This window comes from Caloramator proteoclasticus DSM 10124, from assembly GCF_900129265.1.
GTDB classification, from domain to species: Bacteria; Bacillota; Clostridia; order Clostridiales; family Caloramatoraceae; genus Thermobrachium; species Thermobrachium proteoclasticum.
In genome coordinates, this window is record NZ_FQVG01000005.1 from 39188 (window position 1) to 61718 (window position 22531).

28 protein-coding genes are annotated in these 22531 nt (G+C 32.2%); 23 read left to right on the forward strand and 5 right to left on the reverse strand.

Annotated features, from left to right (window positions below):
• Window positions 1-23 precede the first annotated feature (23 nt).
• Window positions 24-818 carry an aminotransferase class IV gene (locus BUB63_RS02325; RefSeq protein WP_027307782.1) on the reverse strand — a complete coding sequence of 265 codons (795 nt, stop codon included), beginning with the start codon at window positions 816-818 and terminating at the stop codon, window positions 24-26.
• A 103-nt stretch (window positions 819-921) separates the two neighbouring features.
• Between BUB63_RS02325 and BUB63_RS02330 the strand changes: the two genes are divergently transcribed.
• On the forward strand, window positions 922-2058 hold the full coding sequence (locus BUB63_RS02330) for a THUMP domain-containing class I SAM-dependent RNA methyltransferase (RefSeq protein ID WP_073247803.1): 1137 nt from the start codon (window positions 922-924) through the stop codon (window positions 2056-2058).
• Between the two features lie 133 nt (window positions 2059-2191).
• On the forward strand, window positions 2192-2773 hold the full coding sequence (locus tag BUB63_RS02335) for an AAA family ATPase (protein ID WP_073247804.1): 582 nt from the start codon (window positions 2192-2194) through the stop codon (window positions 2771-2773).
• Window positions 2774-2826: 53 nt separating this feature from the next.
• Here BUB63_RS02335 and BUB63_RS02340 read toward each other — a convergent pair whose 3' ends face one another.
• Together BUB63_RS02340 and BUB63_RS02345 are read right to left on the reverse strand one after the other, a co-directional pair.
• A complete protein-coding gene (locus BUB63_RS02340; RefSeq protein ID WP_073247805.1) occupies window positions 2827-3204 on the reverse strand; it encodes a hypothetical protein in 378 nt (125 codons plus the stop codon).
• A 16-nt stretch (window positions 3205-3220) separates the two neighbouring features.
• Window positions 3221-3664, reverse strand: a complete 444-nt coding sequence (locus tag BUB63_RS02345; protein WP_027307785.1) for a cell wall hydrolase — start codon at window positions 3662-3664, stop codon at window positions 3221-3223.
• Between the two features lie 163 nt (window positions 3665-3827).
• On the opposite strand from BUB63_RS02345, the gene BUB63_RS02350 reads away from it, so the two are divergent.
• The 12 genes from BUB63_RS02350 to BUB63_RS02400 all read left to right on the forward strand — a co-directional run bounded on the left by BUB63_RS02350 (window position 3828) and on the right by BUB63_RS02400 (window position 13561).
• On the forward strand, window positions 3828-5009 hold the full coding sequence (locus tag BUB63_RS02350) for a transglutaminase domain-containing protein (RefSeq protein WP_073247806.1): 1182 nt from the start codon (window positions 3828-3830) through the stop codon (window positions 5007-5009).
• Between the two features lie 83 nt (window positions 5010-5092).
• On the forward strand, window positions 5093-5860 hold the full coding sequence (locus tag BUB63_RS02355) for an exodeoxyribonuclease III (RefSeq protein WP_073247838.1): 768 nt from the start codon (window positions 5093-5095) through the stop codon (window positions 5858-5860).
• Window positions 5861-5945: 85 nt separating this feature from the next.
• Window positions 5946-6851, forward strand: coding sequence for an acyl-CoA dehydratase activase-related protein (locus tag BUB63_RS02360; protein WP_027307788.1), 906 nt, complete (start codon window positions 5946-5948; stop codon window positions 6849-6851).
• A complete protein-coding gene (locus tag BUB63_RS02365) occupies window positions 6823-7911 on the forward strand; it encodes a 2-hydroxyglutaryl-CoA dehydratase (RefSeq protein ID WP_073247807.1) in 1089 nt (362 codons plus the stop codon). Before BUB63_RS02360 ends, BUB63_RS02365 begins: the two co-directional genes overlap by 29 nt.
• Window positions 7902-8852, forward strand: coding sequence for an acyl-CoA dehydratase activase (locus BUB63_RS02370; protein ID WP_073247808.1), 951 nt, complete (start codon window positions 7902-7904; stop codon window positions 8850-8852). The genes BUB63_RS02365 and BUB63_RS02370 overlap by 10 nt, the downstream gene beginning before the upstream one ends.
• 70 nt (window positions 8853-8922) lie before the next feature.
• A complete protein-coding gene (locus tag BUB63_RS02375) occupies window positions 8923-9567 on the forward strand; it encodes a heparan-alpha-glucosaminide N-acetyltransferase (protein WP_084106435.1) in 645 nt (214 codons plus the stop codon).
• Between the two features lie 71 nt (window positions 9568-9638).
• Window positions 9639-10049: an Hsp20/alpha crystallin family protein gene (locus BUB63_RS02380; protein ID WP_073247810.1), complete on the forward strand. Its 411-nt coding sequence runs from the start codon at window positions 9639-9641 to the stop codon at window positions 10047-10049.
• A 440-nt stretch (window positions 10050-10489) separates the two neighbouring features.
• Window positions 10490-10651: a hypothetical protein gene (locus BUB63_RS13705; protein ID WP_200790136.1), complete on the forward strand. Its 162-nt coding sequence runs from the start codon at window positions 10490-10492 to the stop codon at window positions 10649-10651.
• A gap of 91 nt (window positions 10652-10742) precedes the next feature.
• Window positions 10743-11984 carry a DUF1576 domain-containing protein gene (locus tag BUB63_RS02385; protein ID WP_073247811.1) on the forward strand — a complete coding sequence of 414 codons (1242 nt, stop codon included), beginning with the start codon at window positions 10743-10745 and terminating at the stop codon, window positions 11982-11984.
• Window positions 11985-11986: 2 nt separating this feature from the next.
• Window positions 11987-12334, forward strand: a complete 348-nt coding sequence (locus tag BUB63_RS02390) for a hypothetical protein (RefSeq protein ID WP_073247812.1) — start codon at window positions 11987-11989, stop codon at window positions 12332-12334.
• 4 nt (window positions 12335-12338) lie between these two features.
• Window positions 12339-13157 carry a pyridoxamine 5'-phosphate oxidase family protein gene (locus BUB63_RS02395; protein WP_073247813.1) on the forward strand — a complete coding sequence of 273 codons (819 nt, stop codon included), beginning with the start codon at window positions 12339-12341 and terminating at the stop codon, window positions 13155-13157.
• A gap of 8 nt (window positions 13158-13165) precedes the next feature.
• Entirely contained in the window at window positions 13166-13561 is a 396-nt protein-coding gene (locus BUB63_RS02400; RefSeq protein ID WP_073247814.1) for a hypothetical protein, read from the forward strand.
• A 21-nt stretch (window positions 13562-13582) separates the two neighbouring features.
• On the opposite strand, the gene BUB63_RS02405 is transcribed toward BUB63_RS02400, so the two are convergent.
• Window positions 13583-13777 (reverse strand): DUF378 domain-containing protein, encoded by a 195-nt coding sequence (locus BUB63_RS02405; protein WP_027307797.1) that lies wholly within the window; start codon window positions 13775-13777, stop codon window positions 13583-13585.
• Between the two features lie 92 nt (window positions 13778-13869).
• On the opposite strand from BUB63_RS02405, the gene BUB63_RS02410 reads away from it, so the two are divergent.
• From BUB63_RS02410 to pyrE, 8 genes are all read left to right on the forward strand, one after another.
• Window positions 13870-14400, forward strand: a complete 531-nt coding sequence (locus BUB63_RS02410; RefSeq protein ID WP_073247815.1) for a hypothetical protein — start codon at window positions 13870-13872, stop codon at window positions 14398-14400.
• 160 nt (window positions 14401-14560) lie between these two features.
• Window positions 14561-15493 carry an aspartate carbamoyltransferase gene (gene pyrB / locus BUB63_RS02415; protein ID WP_027307799.1) on the forward strand — a complete coding sequence of 311 codons (933 nt, stop codon included), beginning with the start codon at window positions 14561-14563 and terminating at the stop codon, window positions 15491-15493.
• Window positions 15486-15917, forward strand: coding sequence for an aspartate carbamoyltransferase regulatory subunit (locus BUB63_RS02420; RefSeq protein ID WP_073247816.1), 432 nt, complete (start codon window positions 15486-15488; stop codon window positions 15915-15917). The genes pyrB and BUB63_RS02420 overlap by 8 nt, the downstream gene beginning before the upstream one ends.
• Window position 15918: 1 nt before the next feature.
• Window positions 15919-17130, forward strand: coding sequence for a dihydroorotase (locus tag BUB63_RS02425; RefSeq protein ID WP_073247817.1), 1212 nt, complete (start codon window positions 15919-15921; stop codon window positions 17128-17130).
• Window positions 17108-17959, forward strand: a complete 852-nt coding sequence (pyrF, locus tag BUB63_RS02430) for an orotidine-5'-phosphate decarboxylase (RefSeq protein WP_073247818.1) — start codon at window positions 17108-17110, stop codon at window positions 17957-17959. Before BUB63_RS02425 ends, pyrF begins: the two co-directional genes overlap by 23 nt.
• A complete protein-coding gene (locus BUB63_RS02435) occupies window positions 17949-18680 on the forward strand; it encodes a dihydroorotate dehydrogenase electron transfer subunit (RefSeq protein WP_073247819.1) in 732 nt (243 codons plus the stop codon). Before pyrF ends, BUB63_RS02435 begins: the two co-directional genes overlap by 11 nt.
• Window positions 18673-19569, forward strand: coding sequence for a dihydroorotate dehydrogenase (locus BUB63_RS02440; RefSeq protein ID WP_073247820.1), 897 nt, complete (start codon window positions 18673-18675; stop codon window positions 19567-19569). The genes BUB63_RS02435 and BUB63_RS02440 overlap by 8 nt, the downstream gene beginning before the upstream one ends.
• Window positions 19570-19579: 10 nt before the next feature.
• Window positions 19580-20128, forward strand: coding sequence for an orotate phosphoribosyltransferase (gene pyrE, locus BUB63_RS02445; RefSeq protein ID WP_073247821.1), 549 nt, complete (start codon window positions 19580-19582; stop codon window positions 20126-20128).
• Window positions 20129-20534: 406 nt separating this feature from the next.
• Here the strand turns inward: pyrE and BUB63_RS02450 are convergent, their stop codons facing one another.
• The gene (locus tag BUB63_RS02450) at window positions 20535-20765 is read right to left on the reverse strand and encodes a DUF378 domain-containing protein (protein WP_073247822.1); all 231 of its coding nucleotides are present in this window, start codon (window positions 20763-20765) and stop codon (window positions 20535-20537) included.
• 342 nt (window positions 20766-21107) lie between these two features.
• On the opposite strand from BUB63_RS02450, the gene nhaC reads away from it, so the two are divergent.
• Window positions 21108-22514: a Na+/H+ antiporter NhaC gene (gene nhaC / locus BUB63_RS02455; protein ID WP_073247823.1), complete on the forward strand. Its 1407-nt coding sequence runs from the start codon at window positions 21108-21110 to the stop codon at window positions 22512-22514.
• The last annotated feature ends 17 nt before the right edge of the window (window positions 22515-22531 follow it).

Consider the following 22531-nt stretch of genomic DNA (forward strand, 5'->3'; position numbering starts at 1 on the left):
AAAAGACACATAAGTGGCAATTTTTAAAGCATTTTATCGTATTCTTGCATTATTTTTTTAAGAACAGAATTTTTTACATTAAAGACTTTATTATCAATTTGTGATATAGGTAACACCTTTGGTGAAGTTCCTGTTAAAAAGCAGGCATCAAACTCATCTATTTGGTTTACCTTTATTTTATCCTCCACAACCTCAAGTCCTAATCTTTTAGCAATCTCGATAACCTTTATTCGTGTAATCCCAACTAAAACATCCTCTTTAGGTGCGGTGTATAATGTATTTCCTTTTATGAAAAATATATTTGAACGGCTCCCCTCTGTTATTTCATCATTGTTATTTACAAGGATAGCTTCGTATAAATTATTTTCTTCAAGGTGTCTATTTATTTTTTCGCGTAATGCAGCGTTTATAACCTTGGCATTAGGGTTTTCTCTAATAGCCTTAAAAAGTGTTGTTTTAACTCCATTTTCATAGGCATCTTCTGAAGGATAGACTGATTTTATAAAAAATAGGTATACGTCAGGATTATCAAAGTTGTTTACAACAATCTTTACATTATAATTTTGAATGTTGTTTAGCTTAGCTAATTGTATTATCTGTTGCCTAATTTTTTCAATATGAGCAAAATAATCAACATTTAAAAGTTTTGCAGAGTTGTTTAACCTTTCTATATGGTCTTCTAAAAATATTGGTTTACCATTTATTAATCTTATAACTTCATATATACTTGGAGATACTTCCTTGTATATGTTATCAAAATTATTTACTTCATATTCCTTTCCATTATGCAAAAAATATTTTAAAACAGCTTCTCCCATTTTAATCACCTCGTAAGATATTTTACACTATTATCATTAATATTGCAAAATAAGTTATTTTTAGGATATGATATATTAAGAAATTTGAAAAAGGAGAGATAAGATGTACGATATAGTAATAACTACTGCATTTGGAATAGAATCAGTTACAGCAAGCGAGCTTAAAGAATTAGGATATAGCGACTACAAGGTGGAAAACGGAAAAGTAACCTTAAAGGGAAAAGATGAAGATATTGCAAAGCTTAATATATATTTAAGAACAGCAGATAGGGTGTACATAAAGCTTAATGAGTTTAAGGCAGAAACCTTTGAAGATCTTTTTCAAGGAACACTATCAATAAACTTCCCTGATTTTTTACCTAAAAATGCAAAGATGCACGTTATAGGAAAGTCTGTAAAATCAAAGCTTTTTAGTGTTTCAGACTGTCAGGCAATTGTAAAAAAAGCTGTTGTTGAGGCAATGAAGAGAAAATACAAAACCGATTGGTTTGAGGAGGATGGGCCTACATATAAAATAGAGGTTGCAATATTAAAGGATATAGCAACAATAAGCCTTGATACATCAGGTATAGGACTACATAAAAGAGGATATAGAACTATGGCAGGAGAGGCACCATTAAAGGAGACTTTAGCGGCTGCAATGGTTATTTTGAGTAAATGGACTCCTGACAGGCAGTTAATTGACCCCTTCTGCGGTTCTGGAACAATTTTAATTGAGGCTGCATTAATAGGTAAAAATATTGCACCAGGCTTAAATAGAGGATTTGATGCAGAAAACTGGAACCATATAGATAAAAGGATATGGAAGGAGATTAGAGATAGAGCAAAGAGTGAAATAAATGATTTAGAGTTTAAGTTATTAGGTCAAGATATAGATGGAAAGGTTCTAAAGGTTGCAAGGGAAAATATAAAAAGGGCAGGAGTTGAAGATTTAGTTTTTGTTCAAAAGCTTCCTATGGAGGAGTTAAGTTCTAAGAAAAAATATGGATGTATTATATGTAACCCTCCCTATGGTGAAAGAATAGGTGAGATTAGACAGGTTGAAAAGCTTTATAAAAAGATGGGAGAGGTATTTAGTAAATTAGATTCTTGGTCCTATTTTGTATTGACAAATCATTTAGATTTTGAAAAATTGTTTGGTAGGAAGGCGGATAAAAACAGGAAATTATACAATGGTAAACTACTTTGTTATTTATATCAATATTTTGGACCACTACCACCAAAAAGAAGAGAAGAGTAAAAATTTAATCTTTGTATAACAAATTATAAAAAAAATTAATAAAATAATTTTCGTTATTGAATGTATGAAGTTAAGCTGATATAATAGAAATTGCTTTTTTCTAAAACAAAAATTAAGTTATGGAGTGAGTGAAGTGCCTGTAAGAATAGCAATTATCGGTGGTCCAAGATGTGGAAAAACAACACTTATCCAATATTTATATGCTGAAATGAAGATAATGGGACTAAATGTTGGATGTGCAACAGAATATTCAACAGAGTATCTTAAGGACAAGGGAATGATTGAACACCTTGCTGAACAATATGGCATCTATCTTGGCCAAGCAAGGCTTGAAAATGAACTTGAAGTGTTTGACTATGCTATAACAGACTATGCTACATTTCTACCTTACATTTATGGAAGGTTTATGCTTGGAAACAAAAAAAGAACAACAAAAGAGATTGAAATCTTAAAGGACCTTTATGCTCTTGCAATAAGAGACCTTCCAAAGTACGATTATATATTCTTCCTGCCAAGAGAATTTGGATATGAAAGGGATGGAGTGAGATGGCAGGATGAAGAGACTGCTATAAAGGTAGATGAGGCGGTTAAGCATTTCTTAGATGCTGAAAATGTGCCATACATTACATTAGATGGTTCAACTAAAGAAAGAGCAAAGAAGATTTTTGAAATAATAGGACTAACTAAAAAGAGTAAAGAAGAAAAGGGTGCGTAATTTTTAGTGGCTAACAAAGGTATGATATTACCTTTGTTAGCCACTTTGTTTTGCTATTCAAATATTGTTACAAATCTTATTGAATAAAAATCACACATAACTTTTGCATTTGAAGTAGTTTCTCTTATTACAACATAGCTTACACCAACTTCAAGTAGAATCCCTTCCTTATCAATAAAAAGGTTAGTTCCAATTAAAAAGTCTATCTTTACCTTTTTACCAATTTGTGTTCTTAAGTATGCTTGAGTGAAGTTTATGTTTTTTAGTGTGGGATCTTCATCTGGATTAACAGGTTGGAATGTTAGATCCTCTTGTCTGTCATCAACTAATGGGCAAGGATAGCGGTAGAAGGTTGGAACAAAATAAACTGGTTCAGCCTCTAAATTTGTATTCTTCTCTTGTATAGGTTCATTAGAATTTTTTTTACTCATAAAAGACCTCCTTATATCAAGTTTTTGCATACAAAGGCGTTGGATTATAGAAGCAGTGTTGAGCAATTCTCGTTACGTATATTCCTGTTTTTGTTTTAGGAAAATAGGTTGCACATACTGAACTATATGGGTTATAGTACCATAAAGCTCTTCCAAGTCCTGATAGTTTATTTCCCGATAATGCCCAGTCTGCGATTTGATAGTGAAAATCATCAGGACGCATATTATATATATTTTGTGGATTATATTGTCCATATACTGTAGTTAATGCACAAGTAAACTGAAAGGGCTGAAGTATAACACGGCGAAGACTACCTTGGCAGACTCTAAAATATTCACCGTAACTTACGTGTACTCTATTCATAACAACAGTTGCTACAGCCTTCATACCAATTTCGCCTTCACCTTCTGCTTCGCATTTTATAAGCCTTGCGAATAATTCTCTATCGGATAATGGCATATAATCACCTCTTAAAATCCTAACTAATACTAATATATTCTAATTAATGAAAAAAAGTGATATTAAGTTTAAAATTACATTGTTAATAATGTGTACAGAATATTGAATATAAAAATTAATTTATTTAAAATAATAATTAAATAAAATAAAAAGGGGTGGTGGGATGAAAAAAATCTTTAAAATTAATGTAGTATTTCTTATGATTATATTGCTTACTACATTGATTTCTAACGTCCCTTCTACTAAAACATTTAGTGCTATAAATAACAAAAAGGTTTATGCTGCAAAAATTAGCCCTGTAGGTTTACTAACAAATAAGTATACAACAGTTTTAAATTTAGAGATGAAAAAAAAGGCTCCGATTATAGTGTTATCCGCCAATGGATATACTGAAAAAATAACAGATGCTGCTCTAAATAGAGCAATAAATACAACAAAAGATATTAATAATGTTGAAAATATAAGGGTAACAAAACATTATAGTATTAGTAAAAAGAAAAGGGTTTTTGTAGGATATTCATTAAAGATAAATTATAAAAAAGTACAAAATACATCTATTTTAAATCAAATTAATGGACAAGCTACAATAGATCAACAATCATATTTACAGAGGTTAGATTTTTTTCTTTTGGATAAGCATAAGGAATCAAATGATAAACTTAACTATGAAATTGCAAAGGCGATATTTGAGGGTAAAAGTTCAATATTTATAGATAAATCCCTTTACTCTGGTGATATTAAAATTCTATCGGCTGCTTTAGAGGATGTACTTTATTCATATTCTGATTTTGCATATCTTAGACAAATAAGATATTCTTCAGACTCTATGGGGACGACAATATATTTTGGATATTCACTACCTAAACAGGAAATTTTAAAGATGAATTTAGGGCTATATGATGTAATAAAAAATACTGCTTCAAAAATTGAAACAAAAGTAAATGAGGCAAATACTATTGAGGAAAAAATAAAAATTATTCACGACTATATTGCCTACAATTTAAGTTATGACGTTGATTTCCTAAAAACAGGTGATGAACAGCAATATGCAAGGGACTCCCACGCATACTATGCACTAACAACAAATAAGGCTATATGTGGTGGGTATTCATCGGCCTTTCAAAGATTAGCAAAGTATTTTGGAATAGATTCTATAATAGTAGTTGGTACATCAGATGGCGAAGGTCACGCTTGGAACAAAGTAAAGGTAGGAGATGCTTGGCTTCACGTTGATGTTACCTTTGATGATCCAATTATGTATGGTTATTCAAGTAAAAATGTGATACGGTATGATTATTTCCTAAAAACAGATGAAGAAATGTCTAAAACTCATAAATGGAATTAGAGTGTAAAAGGCGCCAAAGGGTGCCTTTTCTTTTGAGTATTTATTTGGTAACATTAATATATAATTTTGATTGGGGTGATGATATGAGGATTTACTCTTGGAATGTTAATGGACTTAGAGCAATTGCTCAAAAGAATTTTTTTGAATGGATAAAGGAAGAAAATCCAGATATTTTATGTATACAGGAAACAAAACTACAGGAAAATCAGCTAAAGGACGAATTAAAGAATATCGAGGGGTATTTTTCATATTTTAGCTTTGCAGATAAAAAAGGATATAGTGGTGTTGCTACATACACAAAGATTCAACCTAACGAGGTTAAATATGGTATAGGAATTGAGGAGTTCGATAAAGAGGGCAGAATAGTTATAACAGAGTTTAATGAGTTTACTCTTTTAAATATATATTTTCCAAATGGGCAGATGAGTGATGAAAGGCTGGATTATAAATTAAGATTTTATGATGCAGTATTAGACTATTGTAATAGCGAAGTTGAAAAGGGCAAAAGACTTATAATTTGTGGTGATTATAACACAGCCCACAGGGAGATTGACCTTAAAAATCCAAAGGCAAATGAAAAATATTCAGGATTTTTGCCCATTGAGAGGGCTTGGATAGACAAGTTTATTGAAAATGGGTATATAGATACCTTTAGATATTTTTATCCCGAAAAGGTTGAGTATACGTGGTGGAGCTATAAATTTAAAGCAAGAGAAAAAAATATAGGATGGAGGATTGATTATCATTTTGTTTCAAAGAATTTTATAGATAAAGTAAAGGATGTAAAGATACTAACTGATGTTATGGGCTCAGACCATTGTCCTATTATGATAGAGGTTGAAGGAGAGTAAAGAGTGCCTTTTGGCACTCTTTTTTGTATAAAAGTTGTGATTTTGGGGAACAATTTATAAGGAATTTTGATATAAGGGTGATGATATGATTATAGGAATCCCAAATGGACTTTTGAATATAAAATATCGTGATGCAATACAGGAATTTTTAAACACTATTGGGTTTACAACAGTTGTAAGTCCTAAAACTAATAAGGAAATACTTGACCTTGGAGTATTAAACTGCGTAGACGAGGCTTGTTTGCCTGTTAAGATATTTCACGGTCACGTTGAATATTTAAGGGATAGGTGTGATATAGTTTTAGTCCCAAGGATAATGAAATTAAATAAAAATGAGTTTATATGTCCTAAATTTTGTGGTTTACCTGAAATGGTTAAGTACTCACTTGATATTAAAAACATAATTTGCCCAACAATAACAGCCTACAATGAAAAGACTTTAAGAAATTCCCTATACAACTTTTCGAAAACCTTTAGAGTTGATAAAGAAAAATTTAAAAGGGCATATAAGGGTTTTAAGAGCAATATATACAAATATAACAAAACAAGCATATCTAACCCTAATTTAAGAGTACTGTTGCTTGGGCATCCTTATTTAATCTACGATGATTTTATTAATATGAATTTGGCAAAAAAGCTACATCAAAATGGGGTAGAAGTATTCACGGAGGATAATATAGAACCATATGATTATACCTATAGATTGATTAAAAAACCATTTTGGACCTTTTTAAGAAGCACATACAACTGTGCAATTTCTCTTGTTGAAACAGGAAAAATAGATGGAATTATATATATTTCCTCTTTTGGGTGTGGTATAGATTCCTTTTCGATAGACTTGATTAAAAAGGATATAGGTAGTTTTCCATATCTTGTGCTTAAGATTGATGAGCATACAGGGGAAGCAGGTATCGATACACGAATAGAAGCATTCATCGATTTATTAAAGAGGAGGTCAAAAAATGAATATAACATTTCCTCACTTGGGTAATACATATATTGCAGCTAAGGTACTATTTGATGCACTTGATGTTGAATACACAATCCCCCCAATCTCTACTAAAAAGACATTAGAAATAGGGTGTCTACATTCTCCTGATGATATTTGCCTTCCCTTTAAGATAATGATTGGGAATTATATAGAAAGTATAGAAAAGGGTGCAGATACTGTTCTTATAACAGGAAGCTGTGGGCCCTGTAGATTTGGAGAATATTGTGAACTTCAAAAGAAGGTGCTTATGTCCTTAGGAAGGCAGATAAATTTTATTGTAATAGATGAGCCATCAAAAATAGGAATAAAAGAGTTTTTAAATAGATTAAGTAGTGTTGCAAAGGATAGCAGGCTTTCAATCTATAAAAAGATAAAGGCTCTAAATATGGCCCTAAAGGCAATCAATTTAATAGATGAAATAGAAAAAGAATGTAGATTTTTTGCTGGTTATGAAAAAAACAAAGGTGAATTTTCAAAACTTTTAAAGGATGTAAAAAGAGAAGCAATAGAATCAAAGGGAGCAGAAGGTACCTTAAAGGTATTAGAAAATTATAAAGACAAAGTGGATAGGATAGAAATAGATAACTTTAAAACACCAATAAAAATAGGCATTATAGGTGAAATATACACAATAATTGACTCACTATCCAATTTATACATAGAGGATATTCTTATGAATTTAGGTGTATCAACAAAAAGAACCCTTTATCCAAGTTGGTGGGTCAAAAATACTGCACTATCTGCACTTAAAATAAATAGAAGCCCTATATATAAAGAGGCAAAGCATTATTTAGGAATGTGTATAGGTGGACACGCACAGGAGTGTGTAGGAGAAGCAATGCTAAACTATAAAATGCGATTTGATGGTCTTATACAAATTTTTCCCGTTGGATGTATGCCGGAGATTGTGTCTAAGGCGATACTACCTGATATAGAGAAAAGATACAATATACCAATTCTTTCTTTAGTAGTAGATGAAATGACGGGAGAAGCTGGTTACTATACAAGAATTGAAGCCTTTTTGGATTTGATAGAGGGGAGGAAAAGGATGTGTATTTAGGAATAGATGTAGGTTCGGTTAGTACAGATATAGTTGTACTTGATGAAGATTTAAAATTAGTACATAAACTTTATTTAAGAACAAAGGGAAGGCCAATCAAGGTAATTCAAGAGGGGCTTTTAATTTTAAGTGAATTTTTTAAAGATGGTGATATAAAGGCAGTTGGAACAACAGGAAGTGGGAGATACTTAGCAAAGGTTTTAGTAGGTGGAGATATTGCAAAAAATGAAATTACATCCCACGCAGTTGCAGCAGTCAATTTAGACAAAGAGGTAAGAACAATAATAGAAATTGGAGGACAGGATAGTAAAATAATAACTATTGAAAATGGTGTAGTTACTGATTTTGCTATGAATACTGTTTGTGCAGCAGGTACAGGTTCCTTTTTGGATAGGCAGGCAGAGAGGCTTGAAATACCGATTGAAAAGTTTGGAGAGTATGCTCTAAAATCTCAAAATCCCGTTAGAATAGCAGGAAGATGTGCTGTATTTGCTGAATCGGATATGATACATAAACAGCAGTTAGGATATGATGTTTCTGATATTATAGCAGGACTTTGTAGTGCACTTGCAAGAAATTTTATAAGCAATGTTGCAAAGGGTAAAAACATTAAGCCTAAAGTTTTCTTCCAGGGTGGGGTTGCAGCAAATATAGGTATGAAAAGGGCCTTTGAAGAACTATTAGATATGGAGGTCTTTGTACCAGAACATTATGATGTTATGGGAGCAATAGGTGCAGCAATTTTGGCAAAGGAACAGGTAGTTTTAAACAAAAAAACATCCTTTAGAGGTTTTGGAATTCACAATACTTTGATAATGCCAAATACGTTTAAGTGCAACGGGTGTTCAAATATGTGTGAGGTCGTAGAATTAAAAGAAGGAGAATTTAAAATAGGTTATTTTGGAGATAAATGTGGAAGATGGAGTAGAGTTGCGGTATAATTAAAAAAGGGTATGATAAAATAAAAGAATTACAGAAATAGATTTATTTAGATTTATAGCAATTTTACTTATGGTCATCTTTCACATAGTCTATGATTTAAATGAGTTTATGGGTATAGATATTAACTATGAAGTTGGGTTTTGGTGTTATATAGGGAAAGTATCGGGATTGCTTTTTATCATAGTAGCTGGAATAAGTAGCAACTTAGGTAAAAGTCCAATTAAAAAAGCTTTAAAACTTTATATATTTGCATCAATTATAACAATTATTTCCTTTATCTTTTTTAAAGAAGAGTATATAAGGTTTGGTATATTACATTTTTTAGCTACTATGACTTTGCTTTCAGTTGTTTTAAACAAGTTAAATACTTATTGGCTAATATTAATTCAATTAATATCCTATTTTCTATATAGAATTACTCAGAGTATAAAGATAACAAACCCTTTTTTAATTCCCTTTGGTTTTACATATTATGGATTTGTATCGGTGGATTATTATCCTATTTTCCCATACATCATCTACTATATACTTGGAATATTTATTTTTAGATTAGTATATAAAAGAGGAAATAGAATTTTACCCTTTGAAGTTAAATCTAAATGTATTGAATTTATAAGCAGAAGGTCTCTTGAAATATATTTGCTTCATCAACCCCTTATCTTGGCAATTTTATATTCTATAAAATTATTACAAAAATTAACTTTTTTAGCCTAAATTTAATTGTTTAATAGAGCTGCACCCTCCAAAAAATAAATTCAGAAATAACAAACAGGAGGTGCAGCTTTATGTATTTAAAACCTATTGAACCCTTTAGAGAAATAGAAAGACTGAGAAGACAAATGGATAGTCTATTTTCCTTTGAAGATTTTGAAAGACCAAGGATAGATGTAATCGAAACTGAAAATGAAGTTAAGGTTAAGGCAGAAATACCTGGCATATCAAAGGATGATTTAGACATTGTTGTTTATGATGAAGAGGTAAGAATTTCTGGTGAGTTTAAAAAGTCAGATGAGTATAAGGATGAAAATTTAAGAAGAGTTGAAAGATATTATGGTAGTTTCTCAAGAGTGGTGCCTCTTCCAGCAGAGGTAAAGGCAGAGGAGGCAAGAGCAGAATATAAGGATGGAATACTAACCTTAACTATACCTAAATCAGATAGACAAACAAGTAGGGGTAAAAGAATAAAGCTGCAGTGAGGATAATCCTCACTGTTTTTTGACACTAAAATTTTTAAGGCTTCAAATATTATGATAATGTGATATAATTAAATAAAATAATAGAAAATGATTATTTATTACGAAAATGAATAGACGGAGGTGTAGTATGAGGGTTAAAATAAAAGATGAGGTTTTAAAGGAACTAAAGGATGAACTTCAAAAAAGAGGAAAAACAGCTGTTAGAATATCATTAGAGGGTTTTGGTTGAGGAGGCCCAAGGTTTGGAGTTGTTCTGGATGAACAACGTGAAAATGATGATGTATTTGAGTATGAAGGAGTAAAGTTTGTGGCTGATAATGAGTTTGCCTTCCTTATAAATGATTTCGAAATAAACAAGGACTATAGAGGATTTAGAATTGGTGGAAGAAGCTATTGTTAAGGGGTTGAAGTTCAACCCCTTTAAATTTGGAGGTGGTATTATGGTTAATAGTAATTGTAAAAAATGCATATATTTTAAAGAGGGAAAATGCAATGGTGAAGATGTAAGTTGTATTTGTAAGTTTTGCCCAAGGAACTTAAGTATATGTATAACAACAAGATGGTGTAGAGAGACTGAATCACCAGTGACCTTTGATGATTGAAATATAAAAATTAATTTAAATTCCCCTTCAAATATATCAAAATATTTAAAATTGTGATATAATTTTATCAAAAGGTATAAAGGGGGATTCTATGAACAAGAATTATAGATTGCATTATCTATTTATTTTCATATTTTTAAGCTTTATTGTATTTGGAATTGTACACGATGGATTAATAAATGTAGTTTATGGCTTAGGAAGGATTATAAAGGAGCCAGACATACTAATAACAGACTACTTTGAAGTAGGTGGAATAGGTGCAACCTTTGTTAATGCTGGTTTGATTGGTATAATAAATACTTCAATTTTTCTAATCTTAAAGGCAAAGGCAAACGGTGCAATAACCGCTGCTATTTGGACAAGTGTTGGATTTGCTATGTTTGGTAAGAACATAGTAAATATTTGGCCGATTATGTTTGGTGTATGGCTCTATTCAAAATACAAAAGGGAGAGCTTTTTAAACTATGCACTTATTGCGATATTCTCAACAAATCTTTCACCAACTCTTATTCAATTTAGAGGTCTTGAAATAGTTCATCCTTATTTTAGTATGATACTTGGCATATTGATATCTATGTTTATTGGATTTATTTTTCCACCCCTTGCGGCCTATTGTTTAAAATTTCATCAGGGCTATTGCTTATACAATACTGGTCTTACCGCAGGATTTATAGCTACGATATTAGTTAGTAATGTAAGAGCCTTTGGTGGAGACATACCCAAAAGGCTACTATGGTATAATAATAGAGATGTAGGTGTAGAATTTATACTTCTATTTACTTTCTTAATTATGATTTTATATTCTATTAAGATTGGTGGTAAAATAAAAGTTGATGAATTAAAGGAATTAAACAAGACTTCAGGAAAACTTGTTACAGATTTTACAGTATTATATGGAGAAGACGTAGCACTTTTAAATATGGGCATTATGGGTATTGTATATATGTCTTTTACATTATTAATTAGTAATTTAAATGGACCAATTATAGGTGGTTTGTTTACAATAGTTGGATTTTCTGCTCTGGGAAAACATTTAAATAATACGTTACCAGTTGTATTGGGTGCAGCGATATCTTCATACTTAAATGTACACAGTTTAACTTCTCCAGCTGTGTTATTGGCAATGCTTTTCTGTACTACATTGGCACCAATAGCAGGAGAATTTGGACCTATATGGGGTATGGTTGCAGGATTCTTACACGTTTCAATGGCATTAAGTGTAGGCTATCTTCACGCAGGACTTAATCTTTATAACAATGGTTTTGCGGGTGGGCTTGTTGCGATGTTTTTAATTCCGTTAATAAGTGCCTATCGTGAAAGGAGAAATGCGTAAAAATGTTGAGCAAAGAGAGAAAAAAAGTTTTAAGGATAATGGATGAGCTTAACAAATATTTTATAGAAAATACAGATACGTGTCATATAACTTCTACATTGGATTTTAATAAAGAAACCACAATAAGATTTAGGGTGCATCTTAAGGATAAAGAGGAGATAGAAAGAGTAAAACAAAAACTTGAAAAGATATTTTCAGTTCAAAGATATAGAGAAGTTGAGGAACTTTATTGGAATTTAACCGGAGATGCATATACTTCAGATGAAACTAACTTAGTTGGTATGATGGTTGATGAATTTTCTATAGAAGTAGAAGATGATGTTTTAATACTTTACTTAATTAGGAGGTAATAAATTGAAGGGGTGTTTGGTTGCCTATTTTAATGAAAAAAGTAGGGAGATGGCAGAGGTCATTTCAAAGGTTTTAGGACCTTCTATGTGCATTAATTTGAAGGAAGGGCAAGGAATTGACTTCGACTTAATAAATTTTTTTGTATTTATTTTAGATAGTGATGAAGAATATGCTTTAAAATTTTTCATAGAGAATTTAAATGATATAAGTCAAAAACATAAGGTATTTTTAATCATAGGAGAAAATGAATTAGCCTCTCCAATAAAACAACTATTTAAGGATATAGATAAAGAGATATTATTAGAGGGACAAAATATAGAAATAATATGTAAATTATCAAAGGAGTTGAAAGTATTAAGGGACAAATTAGTTATAAAAGAGATGCCAACAGAAAAATTAAAATTTTTTGTTGAGGAATATATTAATAGCAATACAACCTGTATCCTAACCACTTGTGGAATAGGAGTTAGGGCAACTCCGATTGAATACACCTATAAAGATGGCTATCTATATTTCTTAACGGAGGGTGGAGAAAAGTTTTCTAATCTTTATTTAAATAATAGGGTTTCTATTGCAATATATGATAAGTATCAGGGTATGAATAAACTCTTTGGAATGCAGATTGAAGGTGAAGCCTATTTTGTTGAGTTTGCTTCAAATGAATATAAAAAAATTGTTGATTTAAAGGGATATAAGTTTGAAAATATAGTAAACCTACCGTTTAAGCTTAATATGATAAAAGTTAAAATAAATAAAGTTGAATTTTTAAATTCAAAATTTAAACAGATGGGATATGATGCAAAACAAATATTTTATTTTTAGGTGATAAAATGAGTAGATTGATATGTATAAAATATGAGGATAAAGAGGGGATACAATTATCGGTAGAGCAGGTTGAGGTCTTAAAGGATGGAGGAATAAAGGGAGCATATAAAAAGGGAAAAGAGGTTTTAGACTGTGTGATTTATTTTGATGAAAAAATAAACCTAAAGGGATTATGCAGCAGACGCTTTAAATATAATCTGTTGTTTGATGAAGTGGTAAATCTAAATAAAGGACAGAATTTTAAAATAGGAGATATAGAGTTTGTAGTTTTAAGGAATAAAGAGTGCTTTGCTGAATGTGAACTTGTAGAGCAAAAAGCCTATTGTCCTTTAAGAAATGCTGTTTTTATAAGGGCTTTGGAAAATGGAGTTATTAAAGTAGGAGATGAAATAAAGAAGTAAATATGGGCCTTTGGCCCATATTTACTTCTTTGCTAATTTGTTATAGATTAGGATGAGTCCAGAGATACCTACAAGTGCATAGATTACTCTTGATAATACAGCTTCTGCACCACCAAAGATTGCAGCAACAAGGTCAAATCCGAAGAATCCAACAAGTCCCCAGTTGATTGCACCAATAAGTACAAGAACAAAGGCAACCTTGTAGAGCTTATTCATAATAGGACCTCCTAATATTACTTACACTATAATTATATTTAATGTATAATATAAATATTACTAAACATATAATTTTTTAGGAGGTGGAGATTTTGAAAAGGATAATAAATTTAATAGTATTTATATTATTGGCTTTTGGGCTTTTGATTGTATATAAAAACATAGAGAAAAATAATGGATTAAACATAGAGGCAATAAACAAACTTTCAGATATTAAATTGGAAGACGTAAAAAAGATTGTAAAATCAGAAAATCTTGATTTATCAAAGATTGATAAGGAAAAACAGGAAAGTATTCTATCAATTATAAAAGGTTTTGACCTAATAGACTTTAACAGCTTAAATAAGTTTATAGAACAGGGGAAGAATTTAACAGGTTCAGCAAAACAGCTCTATACAGATATAATATACAATAAATACAAGAAAAACCCTGATTCCTTTATGAAGGAGATTTTAAAGCTTGATTCTGATGATATGACAAAGCTTCTTAAAACCTTTGCAGATAAGTATTTAGAAAAGCCAAAGATAGTTGATGACTTAGAAAAATTATTAAAGGATGATAGTATAAGTGATAGTGATAAGAAAAAAATACAGGAGACAATAAAACAACTCAAAAAAGATTGACTCAAAATAAAAAATATGGTATTATAATAAAAACCTTTAAAAACAGTCCAGAGAGGCTGGGAAGGTTGAGAAAGTCAATGGGTGTATTATGCCTTCCCACAGGGGAAGGCTTTTTTATACCTTTAAATTAGCCCCGTGAGGCTAAAAAGGAGGAGATAATGTGTTAAAGGGAAGACATTTAATTGACCCTATGGATTTTACAACTTCTGAGCTTGATGAAATCTTTTCACTGGCAGAAAAGATAATTGAGGACGAAGGCAGATTTAAGGATGCCTGCAGAGGGAAACTATTAGCAACTCTTTTTTATGAACCAAGTACAAGGACAAGATTTAGTTTTGAGGCAGCGATGCTTAGACTCGGTGGAAGCGTTATAGGCTTTTCAGAACCTAACTCATCTTCAGTTGCAAAGGGAGAAAGCATAAGAGACACAATTAGAACCATCTCTTGTTATGCAGATATTGCAGTTATGAGGCATCCTAAAGAGGGGGCACCAAAACTTGCTTCAATGTATTCATCTATCCCTGTTATAAATGCAGGTGATGGAGGACATCAACATCCAACTCAAACATTAACAGATCTATTAACAATAAAATGTCTAAAGGGCCAATTTTCAAATCTTACAATTGGTCTTTGTGGAGATTTGAAATTTGGTAGAACAGTTCATTCCTTAATTAAGGCCACGTCAAGATATGAAAATAATAGGTTCGTATTAATATCCCCAAAGGAACTTAGAGTACCAGATTATATACGAAAAGAGGTATTAGATAAAAATAATATACAGTATGTAGAGGTTGAAAGATTAGAGGATGTAATAGGAGAACTTGACATACTCTATATGACACGTATTCAGAGGGAGAGATTTTTCAACGAGGAAGAATATTTAAGGCTTAAGGATAGCTATATACTTGATATGGACAAGGTAAATAGAGCAAAGGAAGATATGATTATAATGCATCCACTCCCAAGGGTAAATGAAATAGACTATGAGGTAGATGAAGATAAAAGGGCCTGCTATTTTAAACAGGCAAAGTACGGAATGTATGTTAGAATGGCACTTATTATGAAGCTTTTGGGGGTGGAAGAAAATGCTTAATATAGATAGTATTAAAAATGGAATTGTAATTGACCATATTAAAGCTGGTCTTGGAATACACATATTTAAATATTTAGGTCTTGATAGGGCAGATTATAATGTTGCACTTATTAAAAATGCAGAGAGCAATAAGCTTGGAAGAAAGGATATTATAAAAATAGAAAACATAATTGAATTAAACTATGATGTTTTAGGCTTGATAGACTCAAATATAACAATAAACATAATAGAGGATGAAGTTATAACAAAGAAGATAAAGCTTAACCTTCCTGAAGAGGTTGTTAATATCATAAAATGTAAAAACCCAAGATGTGTAACCTCCATTGAGCCTAATATAAAACATATATTCTACCTTGTCGATAAGCAAAAGGGAGAATATAGATGTTTATATTGTGATGAGGCTTATTCAAATATGGAGGTGTAGTATGAATATTTTAATTAAAAATGTTAGGGTTGTAGATTTTAATAAGGATGAAATATTAGATGTTTATATAGAAAATGGAGTAATTAAGGAAGTTGGAATAAATATTGAGAAGGACTGTAAAGTTGTTGATGGGAAGGGCCTTGTGCTTCTTCCCTCCTTTGTGGATATGCACTGTCACTTTAGAGATCCTGGGTTTACCTATAAAGAAGATATATTAACAGGAAGCTTAGCTGCTGTAAAGGGAGGATATACAGGGGTAAACTTAATGGGGAACACAAACCCGCCCTGCTCAAATAGCAATATTTTAGAATACGTCATATCAAAGGCTAAGGAAGTCAATCTAATTGACATACATCAAACTGTTACGATTACAAGAAATATGGAAGGCAAAGATATTTCACATCTTGATGAATTAAGGTTCCCAACAAGGTTTATATCAGATGACGGTAGGGGAGTATTAAGAAGTAAGGTTATGCTGGATGCTATGATGAAGGCAAAGAAGATGGGCATAACTGTAATTTCCCACGCAGAGGATGAGGAAATTTCAAAGATTGATACGAGGCTATCAGAAAACATAATGACTATTAGAGACATATCCCTTGCTAAGTTTACAGGAACACCTCTCCACATTGCCCACGTTAGTACTAAGGAATCAATAAATGAGATAATAAGGGCAAAGGAGGAGGGAGTAAATGTGACCTGTGAGGTTACTCCGCATCATATAGCATTATATGATAATGATTACAAGGTTAATCCTCCAATTAGAGAAAAGGAGGATGTAGATAGATTAATATATGCTATAAAGAATGATTATGTAGATGTAATTGCAACTGACCACGCACCCCATACAAGGGAGGATAAAGAAAAAGGAGCACCAGGCATTTCAGGCCTTGAGACTGCCTTTTCAGTTTGCTACACATATCTTGTAAAAAATGGACACATAGATTTAAAAAAATTAAGCAGGCTTATGTCTAAAAATCCTGCAAAACTTATGGGATTTAATAAGGGGCAAATAGATGCAGGATTTGATGGAGATGTTATTTTGGTGGATTTAAATAAAAAATATAGGGTGGATTCTAAAGGATTTGTTTCAAAGGGCAAAAATACACCCTTTGATGGTATGGAACTGTTTGGAGAAGTTGTAATGACAATAAAGGCAGGAAGGGTTGTTTATAAAAGAGGTGATGAGGATGATAATAGACAAGTTATATAAATTTGTAGAAGAAAGAGGCCCTGTGTGTGTAGGACTTGATACTTCAATCCACTATATACCAGAAGAATTTATAAAAAAACATAAGGATGAGTATAGTGCTTTATTTGAATTCAACAGAAGTATAATTGACGCAACTTATGATATATCTGCCTGCTATAAGGTGCAGATAGCATACTATGAGGCGCTTGGAGTGGAGGGACTTAAGGTTTATAAAGAAACACTAAAATATATAAAGGAAAAGGGACTAATTGCAATATGTGACATAAAAAGAAGCGATATATCAAGTACAGCAAGAATGTATGCAAAGGCACACTTTGAGGGGGACTTTGAGGGGGATTTTATAACACTAAATCCCTATATGGGATTAGACAGCGTAGAAGAATATTTAAATTATGTAAAGGAGAAGGAAAAGGGAATATTTTTACTCCTTAAAACATCCAATAAAGGTTCAAGTGATATACAGATGATGAAGCTTGAGAATGGAAGAAGAGTATATGAGCAGGTAGGAGATTTGTTTAATAAAGTGGCTGAAGAATATAAAGGTGAGTGTGGGTACAGCAGTATAGGCTTTGTTGTTGGGTGCACAGATACAAAGGAGGCATCTATTATACGAGAAAGATATAAAGATAGTTTCTTTTTAATACCAGGTTATGGTGTACAGGGAGGAACCTCTGAGGATGTAAGAAGGCTTATGAAGGGGAAGAATGGTGGAGTTGTAAATTCCTCAAGGGGAATACTCCTTGCTTATAAGAAATATGGAGATGATTTTGATGTAGCTGCAAGAAAAGAAGTATTAAGGATGAGGGAGGAGATTTTAAATGGAATATAAAGAGGTTTTAGTCTATTCAAATGTAAAGGTTCAGGATGATATATATGTTTTAAGTTTGGAAATAGAGGATGATGTAAGGGCAGGACAATTTTATATGCTTAAGGCTTGGGAGGAGGAGCCTATCCTTGCAAGGCCTATAAGTGTTCATAGTAGTGAAAATGGTATAGTAAAGTTTGCTTATCAGGTAAAGGGAAGAGGTACAAAAATACTAAGCAGTTTAAAGGCAGAAGATAAAGTATATGTATTAGGGCCAGTTGGAAATGGGCTCTATACTGAAAAGTTTAAAGGCAAAATAGCACTTATATCTGGTGGAATAGGAATTGCACCGATGCTTCAGATTGCAAAGGGGTTAGAAGGAGAGGTTGACCTTTATGCAGGATTTAATAAAAGTCCTTATCTGATAGATGAGTTTAAAAAATACTGCAAGAATATACACATTGCTTCTGAAAGGGATACAGCCTACTACAGAGGATTTATAACAGAAATATTTAACCCCTTTGAATACAATATTGTAATTTGTTGTGGCCCAGAGCCTATGATGAAGCGGGTTGTTGATATGTGTAAAATCTATGCAACACCTGTATATGTGCTTATGGAAAATAAGATGGCTTGTGGTGTGGGTGCCTGCCTTGGATGTACCTGCAACACAAAGGAAGGCAAAAAAAGAGTGTGTGTAGATGGACCAGTATTTAAAGGAACGGATGTGGTTTTCAGTGCTTAATGTTAAATTCTGTGGAGTTGATTTTAAAAATCCTGTGCTTGTGGCATCGGGAACCTTTGGATTTGGAGTTGAATATGATGGAATAATTGATATAACAAGGCTTGGTGGACTTATAACAAAGGGGCTAACATTAAACAAAAAGGAAGGAAACGAAGGTGTAAGGATACACGAGGTAAGGGGAGGAATGTTAAACAGCATAGGACTTCAAAATCCTGGCATAGATGAGTTTATAGAAAAACACCTTCAAAGGATGAAGGAGTTCAAAGTACCAATAATTGTAAACTTAGGAGGCTCCTCCATAGAGGATTATGTAAAGGGAGCAGAAATATTAGATAAAACAGAAATTGATATGATTGAATTAAACATATCCTGTCCAAATGTAAAAGAAGGTGGTATGAACTTTGGAATAAAATCAAGTATAGCAAAAGAGGTTGTAAATAGGGTAAGAGAGGTAACAAAAAAGCCCATTATGGTTAAGCTATCTCCTAATGCAGAGGATATTGTTGATATGGCTGTAAAGTGTGTAGAGGCAGGTGCTGATGCCATATCATTGGTAAATACCTTTAAGGGGATGGCGGTAGATATATATAAAAGAAAGCCGGTATTTAACAATATATTTGCTGGTTATTCAGGCCCTGCCATAAAGCCAATTGCACTACGAATGGTATATGAGGTTTCTAAGGCAGTTGATGTTCCGGTTTGTGGGCTTGGTGGAATTGTTGACTATAAGGATGCAATTGAATTTATAATGGCAGGTGCATATCTAATACAAATAGGTACAGCAAACTTTATAAACCCAAGAGCAAGTATTGAAATAATAGAAGGAATTGAAAAATTTATGATAGAGCAAAATATAAAGTCTTTAGATGAAATAAGAGGAATAATATAGGAGGGGTATTATGATAAATATATTTAAAGAGACAGGAGCAATATTAGAGGGACATTTTCTACTGTCATCAGGAAGGCACAGCAATAGATATATGCAGTGTGCAAAGGTACTTATGTATCCAGATAAGGCAGAGAAGGTTGTAAAGGAGGTTGTTGAAAAAATAAAGCATTTAGATATAGATGTTGTAGTAGGCCCTGCAATGGGGGGAATAATAGTTGCCTACGAAATAGGAAGGCAGCTAAATAAAAGGGCCATCTTTACAGAAAGAGAAGATGGTATAATGAAGCTAAGAAGGGGATTTGAAATTAAAAAGGGAGAAAGGGTACTTATTGCAGAGGATGTTGTAACAACAGGAAAATCATCCCTTGAGGTTGCAGATGTTGTTAAGGAATGTGGTGGAGAGGTTGTTGGAATAGCCTGTCTTGTTGATAGAACAGTAGGGGATGTAGGATACCCTGTGTATAGTGCATTAAAGATAGAATTAGAAACCTTTGAACCAGATAATTGCCCACTATGTAAAGAAGGAATACCATATATAAAACCAGGAAGTAGAAAATAAAAATAAGTAGAAAATAGTGCCACCCAAGTGAAATGTGACATTATCCAATAATAGGAATTGTTTTCAGAAATCTACAACATATTCAACAAATATTAATTAAAAATAAAAAATTGATTTATATTTGAATCAGATATAAAACAAAAATTAATGCAAATAAAAATGTTGGGTACACCCCAACATTTTTTATCTCTATTAAGTATTTCAACGTTATTAATTGAAGCCTATGAAATAAATACTTATGTCTTAGAAAGTTTTTTGTAACTAAGGAAAGTTCAATGCTTGTATATTTTATTGGTTAAATTACTTTGGTATTTATTAATAAATTAATTAAAATCCATAATACACTTGCATAAATTGGCTGATTGTATGGGTAATTAGTTATATACTAAGCAATTTATGAAAAATGTCACATTTCACCTGGGTGCCACTCTTGTTCTCCTGGAGTTAAAAGGTATGCATAAAAAGTCCAGAGGGAGGCAACCCCAATTATTATGAATGCAACCTTTGTATAGTAAGTTCCATATCCTCCTAAGATAGTAGCAAGTGGGTCGTATCCAAGAAATGCAGCAAGTCCAAGGTTAGCACCTCCAATCACTACAGCAATAAGAGATAACAAATCAATTGTGTGTCTATCCATAAAAATCCTCCTAATCTGCTATGAATTCCTATAATATTATAATAACCATAAAGTCGGTTTAATATGTTGATTAAATATAGAGTTGAATACATAAATATTTAGAAATTGTAAAAGAAAAATATTATAATTTTTATTGCATAATTATAAAATTAATAGTATAATCTTAAATGTTCGGTTTAGTATGCTAAAATATTAAATTAAAGAGGTGCCAATTTATTTTGTTTTATTTGTCTTATTATATCGAACTTTAAATTATTAAGAATATTTTAAATATTCTTGAATTTAAAAGATTGCAATGCTAAAATTAAAGAAAAACAAAAATGAAAGGATGGGGGTTAAATTATGTCAAATGTACCAAGAAGGCCTGCTGTTTGGGAGGCATTAATACCAGTTGTAGCACTTGTTGTATTCTTATCGGTTACAATTATTAAATTTAAGGGAAGTCCACACATCCCACTAATATTTGCAGCACTTGTTGCAGCAATAATGGCAGTTAAGGTTGGATATAAATGGGAGGACATAGAAAAAGGAATTATAGATACTATTTCAATGTCAATGCAGGCAATTATCATACTTATGATAATTGGAACAGTAATAGGTGCTTGGATTTTATCAGGTACCGTTCCAGCTATGATATACTATGGTTTAAAGATTTTATCCCCTGGAGTATTCCTTGTTGCAACTTGTATAATCTGCTGTATAGTTTCTCTTGCAACAGGTAGTTCTTGGACAACAGCAGGTACAGTGAGTATAGCACTTCTTGGGGTAGGACAAGGACTTGGAATTCCACTACCAATGGTTGCGGGTGCGATTATATCTGGTGCATATTTTGGAGATAAGATGTCACCCCTATCAGATACAACAAATCTTGCACCAGCAATGGCAGGTTCAACACTATTTGATCACGTAAGACATATGATATATACAACAGCACCAAGCCTACTAATATCACTTGTTCTATATGGAATTTTAGGTGCAAAATACGCAGGAAAGTCCCTTGATTATGAAAAGATAAACCAAATACTTAATGCATTATCAAGCCAATTCTCAATAAGCATATGGCTACTTATACCACCTATTGTGGTAATAATAATGGTTGTAAAGAAGGTTCCAGCAATACCAGGACTATTTATGGGAACTTTACTTGGTGCAATTTTTGCAGCAATATTCCAGCATCAATCAATTGGTACAATTGTTAATGTATTAAATGATGGATATGTATCAGAAACAGGATTTGAAATAGTAGATTCACTACTTTCACGTGGTGGTTTGCAGAGTATGATGTATACAGTTTCGCTTATTCTTTGTGCAATGACCTTTGGAGGTATAATGGAAAAGGCAGGATTCCTTGAGAGACTTGCAGAGGGATTACTTTCCTTCTCAGACAGCACAGGTTCCCTTGTTTTGGTTACAATATTATCCTGTATATTTACTAACATTGTAGCAGGTGACCAATATCTATCAATAGTTGTTCCAGGAAGAATGTATAAGAATGCCTTTGATAGAAAAGGACTTCATCCAAAGAATCTTTCAAGATGCTTAGAGGATGCAGGTACACTTTCATCACCACTTATACCTTGGAACACTTGTGGAGCATTTATGTTTAGTACATTAGGAGTACATCCATTTGCATACCTACCATTTGCCTTCTTAAATTTAATTAATCCACTTGTATCAATATTCTATGGATTTACAGGAATAACTATGGAGAAGGTTGATAGCGTAAAAACTGAGACAGTAACTGTATAATAAATTAGACCACAGGA

Coding starts and splice junctions, on each gene's coding strand:
- BUB63_RS02325 (WP_027307782.1), bottom strand. CDS start 818: ATGGGAGAAGCTGTTTTAAAATATTTTTTGCATAATGGAAAGGAATAT.
- BUB63_RS02330 (WP_073247803.1), top strand. CDS start 922: ATGTACGATATAGTAATAACTACTGCATTTGGAATAGAATCAGTTACA.
- BUB63_RS02340 (WP_073247805.1), bottom strand. CDS start 3,204: ATGAGTAAAAAAAATTCTAATGAACCTATACAAGAGAAGAATACAAAT.
- BUB63_RS02345 (WP_027307785.1), bottom strand. CDS start 3,664: ATGCCATTATCCGATAGAGAATTATTCGCAAGGCTTATAAAATGCGAA.
- BUB63_RS02350 (WP_073247806.1), top strand. CDS start 3,828: ATGAAAAAAATCTTTAAAATTAATGTAGTATTTCTTATGATTATATTG.
- BUB63_RS02355 (WP_073247838.1), top strand. CDS start 5,093: ATGAGGATTTACTCTTGGAATGTTAATGGACTTAGAGCAATTGCTCAA.
- BUB63_RS02360 (WP_027307788.1), top strand. CDS start 5,946: ATGATTATAGGAATCCCAAATGGACTTTTGAATATAAAATATCGTGAT.
- BUB63_RS02365 (WP_073247807.1), top strand. CDS start 6,823: ATGAATATAACATTTCCTCACTTGGGTAATACATATATTGCAGCTAAG.
- BUB63_RS02375 (WP_084106435.1), top strand. CDS start 8,923: ATGGTCATCTTTCACATAGTCTATGATTTAAATGAGTTTATGGGTATA.
- BUB63_RS02380 (WP_073247810.1), top strand. CDS start 9,639: ATGTATTTAAAACCTATTGAACCCTTTAGAGAAATAGAAAGACTGAGA.
- BUB63_RS13705 (WP_200790136.1), top strand. CDS start 10,490: ATGGTTAATAGTAATTGTAAAAAATGCATATATTTTAAAGAGGGAAAA.
- BUB63_RS02385 (WP_073247811.1), top strand. CDS start 10,743: ATGAACAAGAATTATAGATTGCATTATCTATTTATTTTCATATTTTTA.
- BUB63_RS02390 (WP_073247812.1), top strand. CDS start 11,987: ATGTTGAGCAAAGAGAGAAAAAAAGTTTTAAGGATAATGGATGAGCTT.
- BUB63_RS02400 (WP_073247814.1), top strand. CDS start 13,166: ATGAGTAGATTGATATGTATAAAATATGAGGATAAAGAGGGGATACAA.
- BUB63_RS02405 (WP_027307797.1), bottom strand. CDS start 13,777: ATGAATAAGCTCTACAAGGTTGCCTTTGTTCTTGTACTTATTGGTGCA.
- BUB63_RS02420 (WP_073247816.1), top strand. CDS start 15,486: ATGCTTAATATAGATAGTATTAAAAATGGAATTGTAATTGACCATATT.
- BUB63_RS02425 (WP_073247817.1), top strand. CDS start 15,919: ATGAATATTTTAATTAAAAATGTTAGGGTTGTAGATTTTAATAAGGAT.
- pyrF (WP_073247818.1), top strand. CDS start 17,108: ATGATAATAGACAAGTTATATAAATTTGTAGAAGAAAGAGGCCCTGTG.
- BUB63_RS02435 (WP_073247819.1), top strand. CDS start 17,949: ATGGAATATAAAGAGGTTTTAGTCTATTCAAATGTAAAGGTTCAGGAT.
- pyrE (WP_073247821.1), top strand. CDS start 19,580: ATGATAAATATATTTAAAGAGACAGGAGCAATATTAGAGGGACATTTT.
- BUB63_RS02450 (WP_073247822.1), bottom strand. CDS start 20,765: ATGGATAGACACACAATTGATTTGTTATCTCTTATTGCTGTAGTGATT.
- nhaC (WP_073247823.1), top strand. CDS start 21,108: ATGTCAAATGTACCAAGAAGGCCTGCTGTTTGGGAGGCATTAATACCA.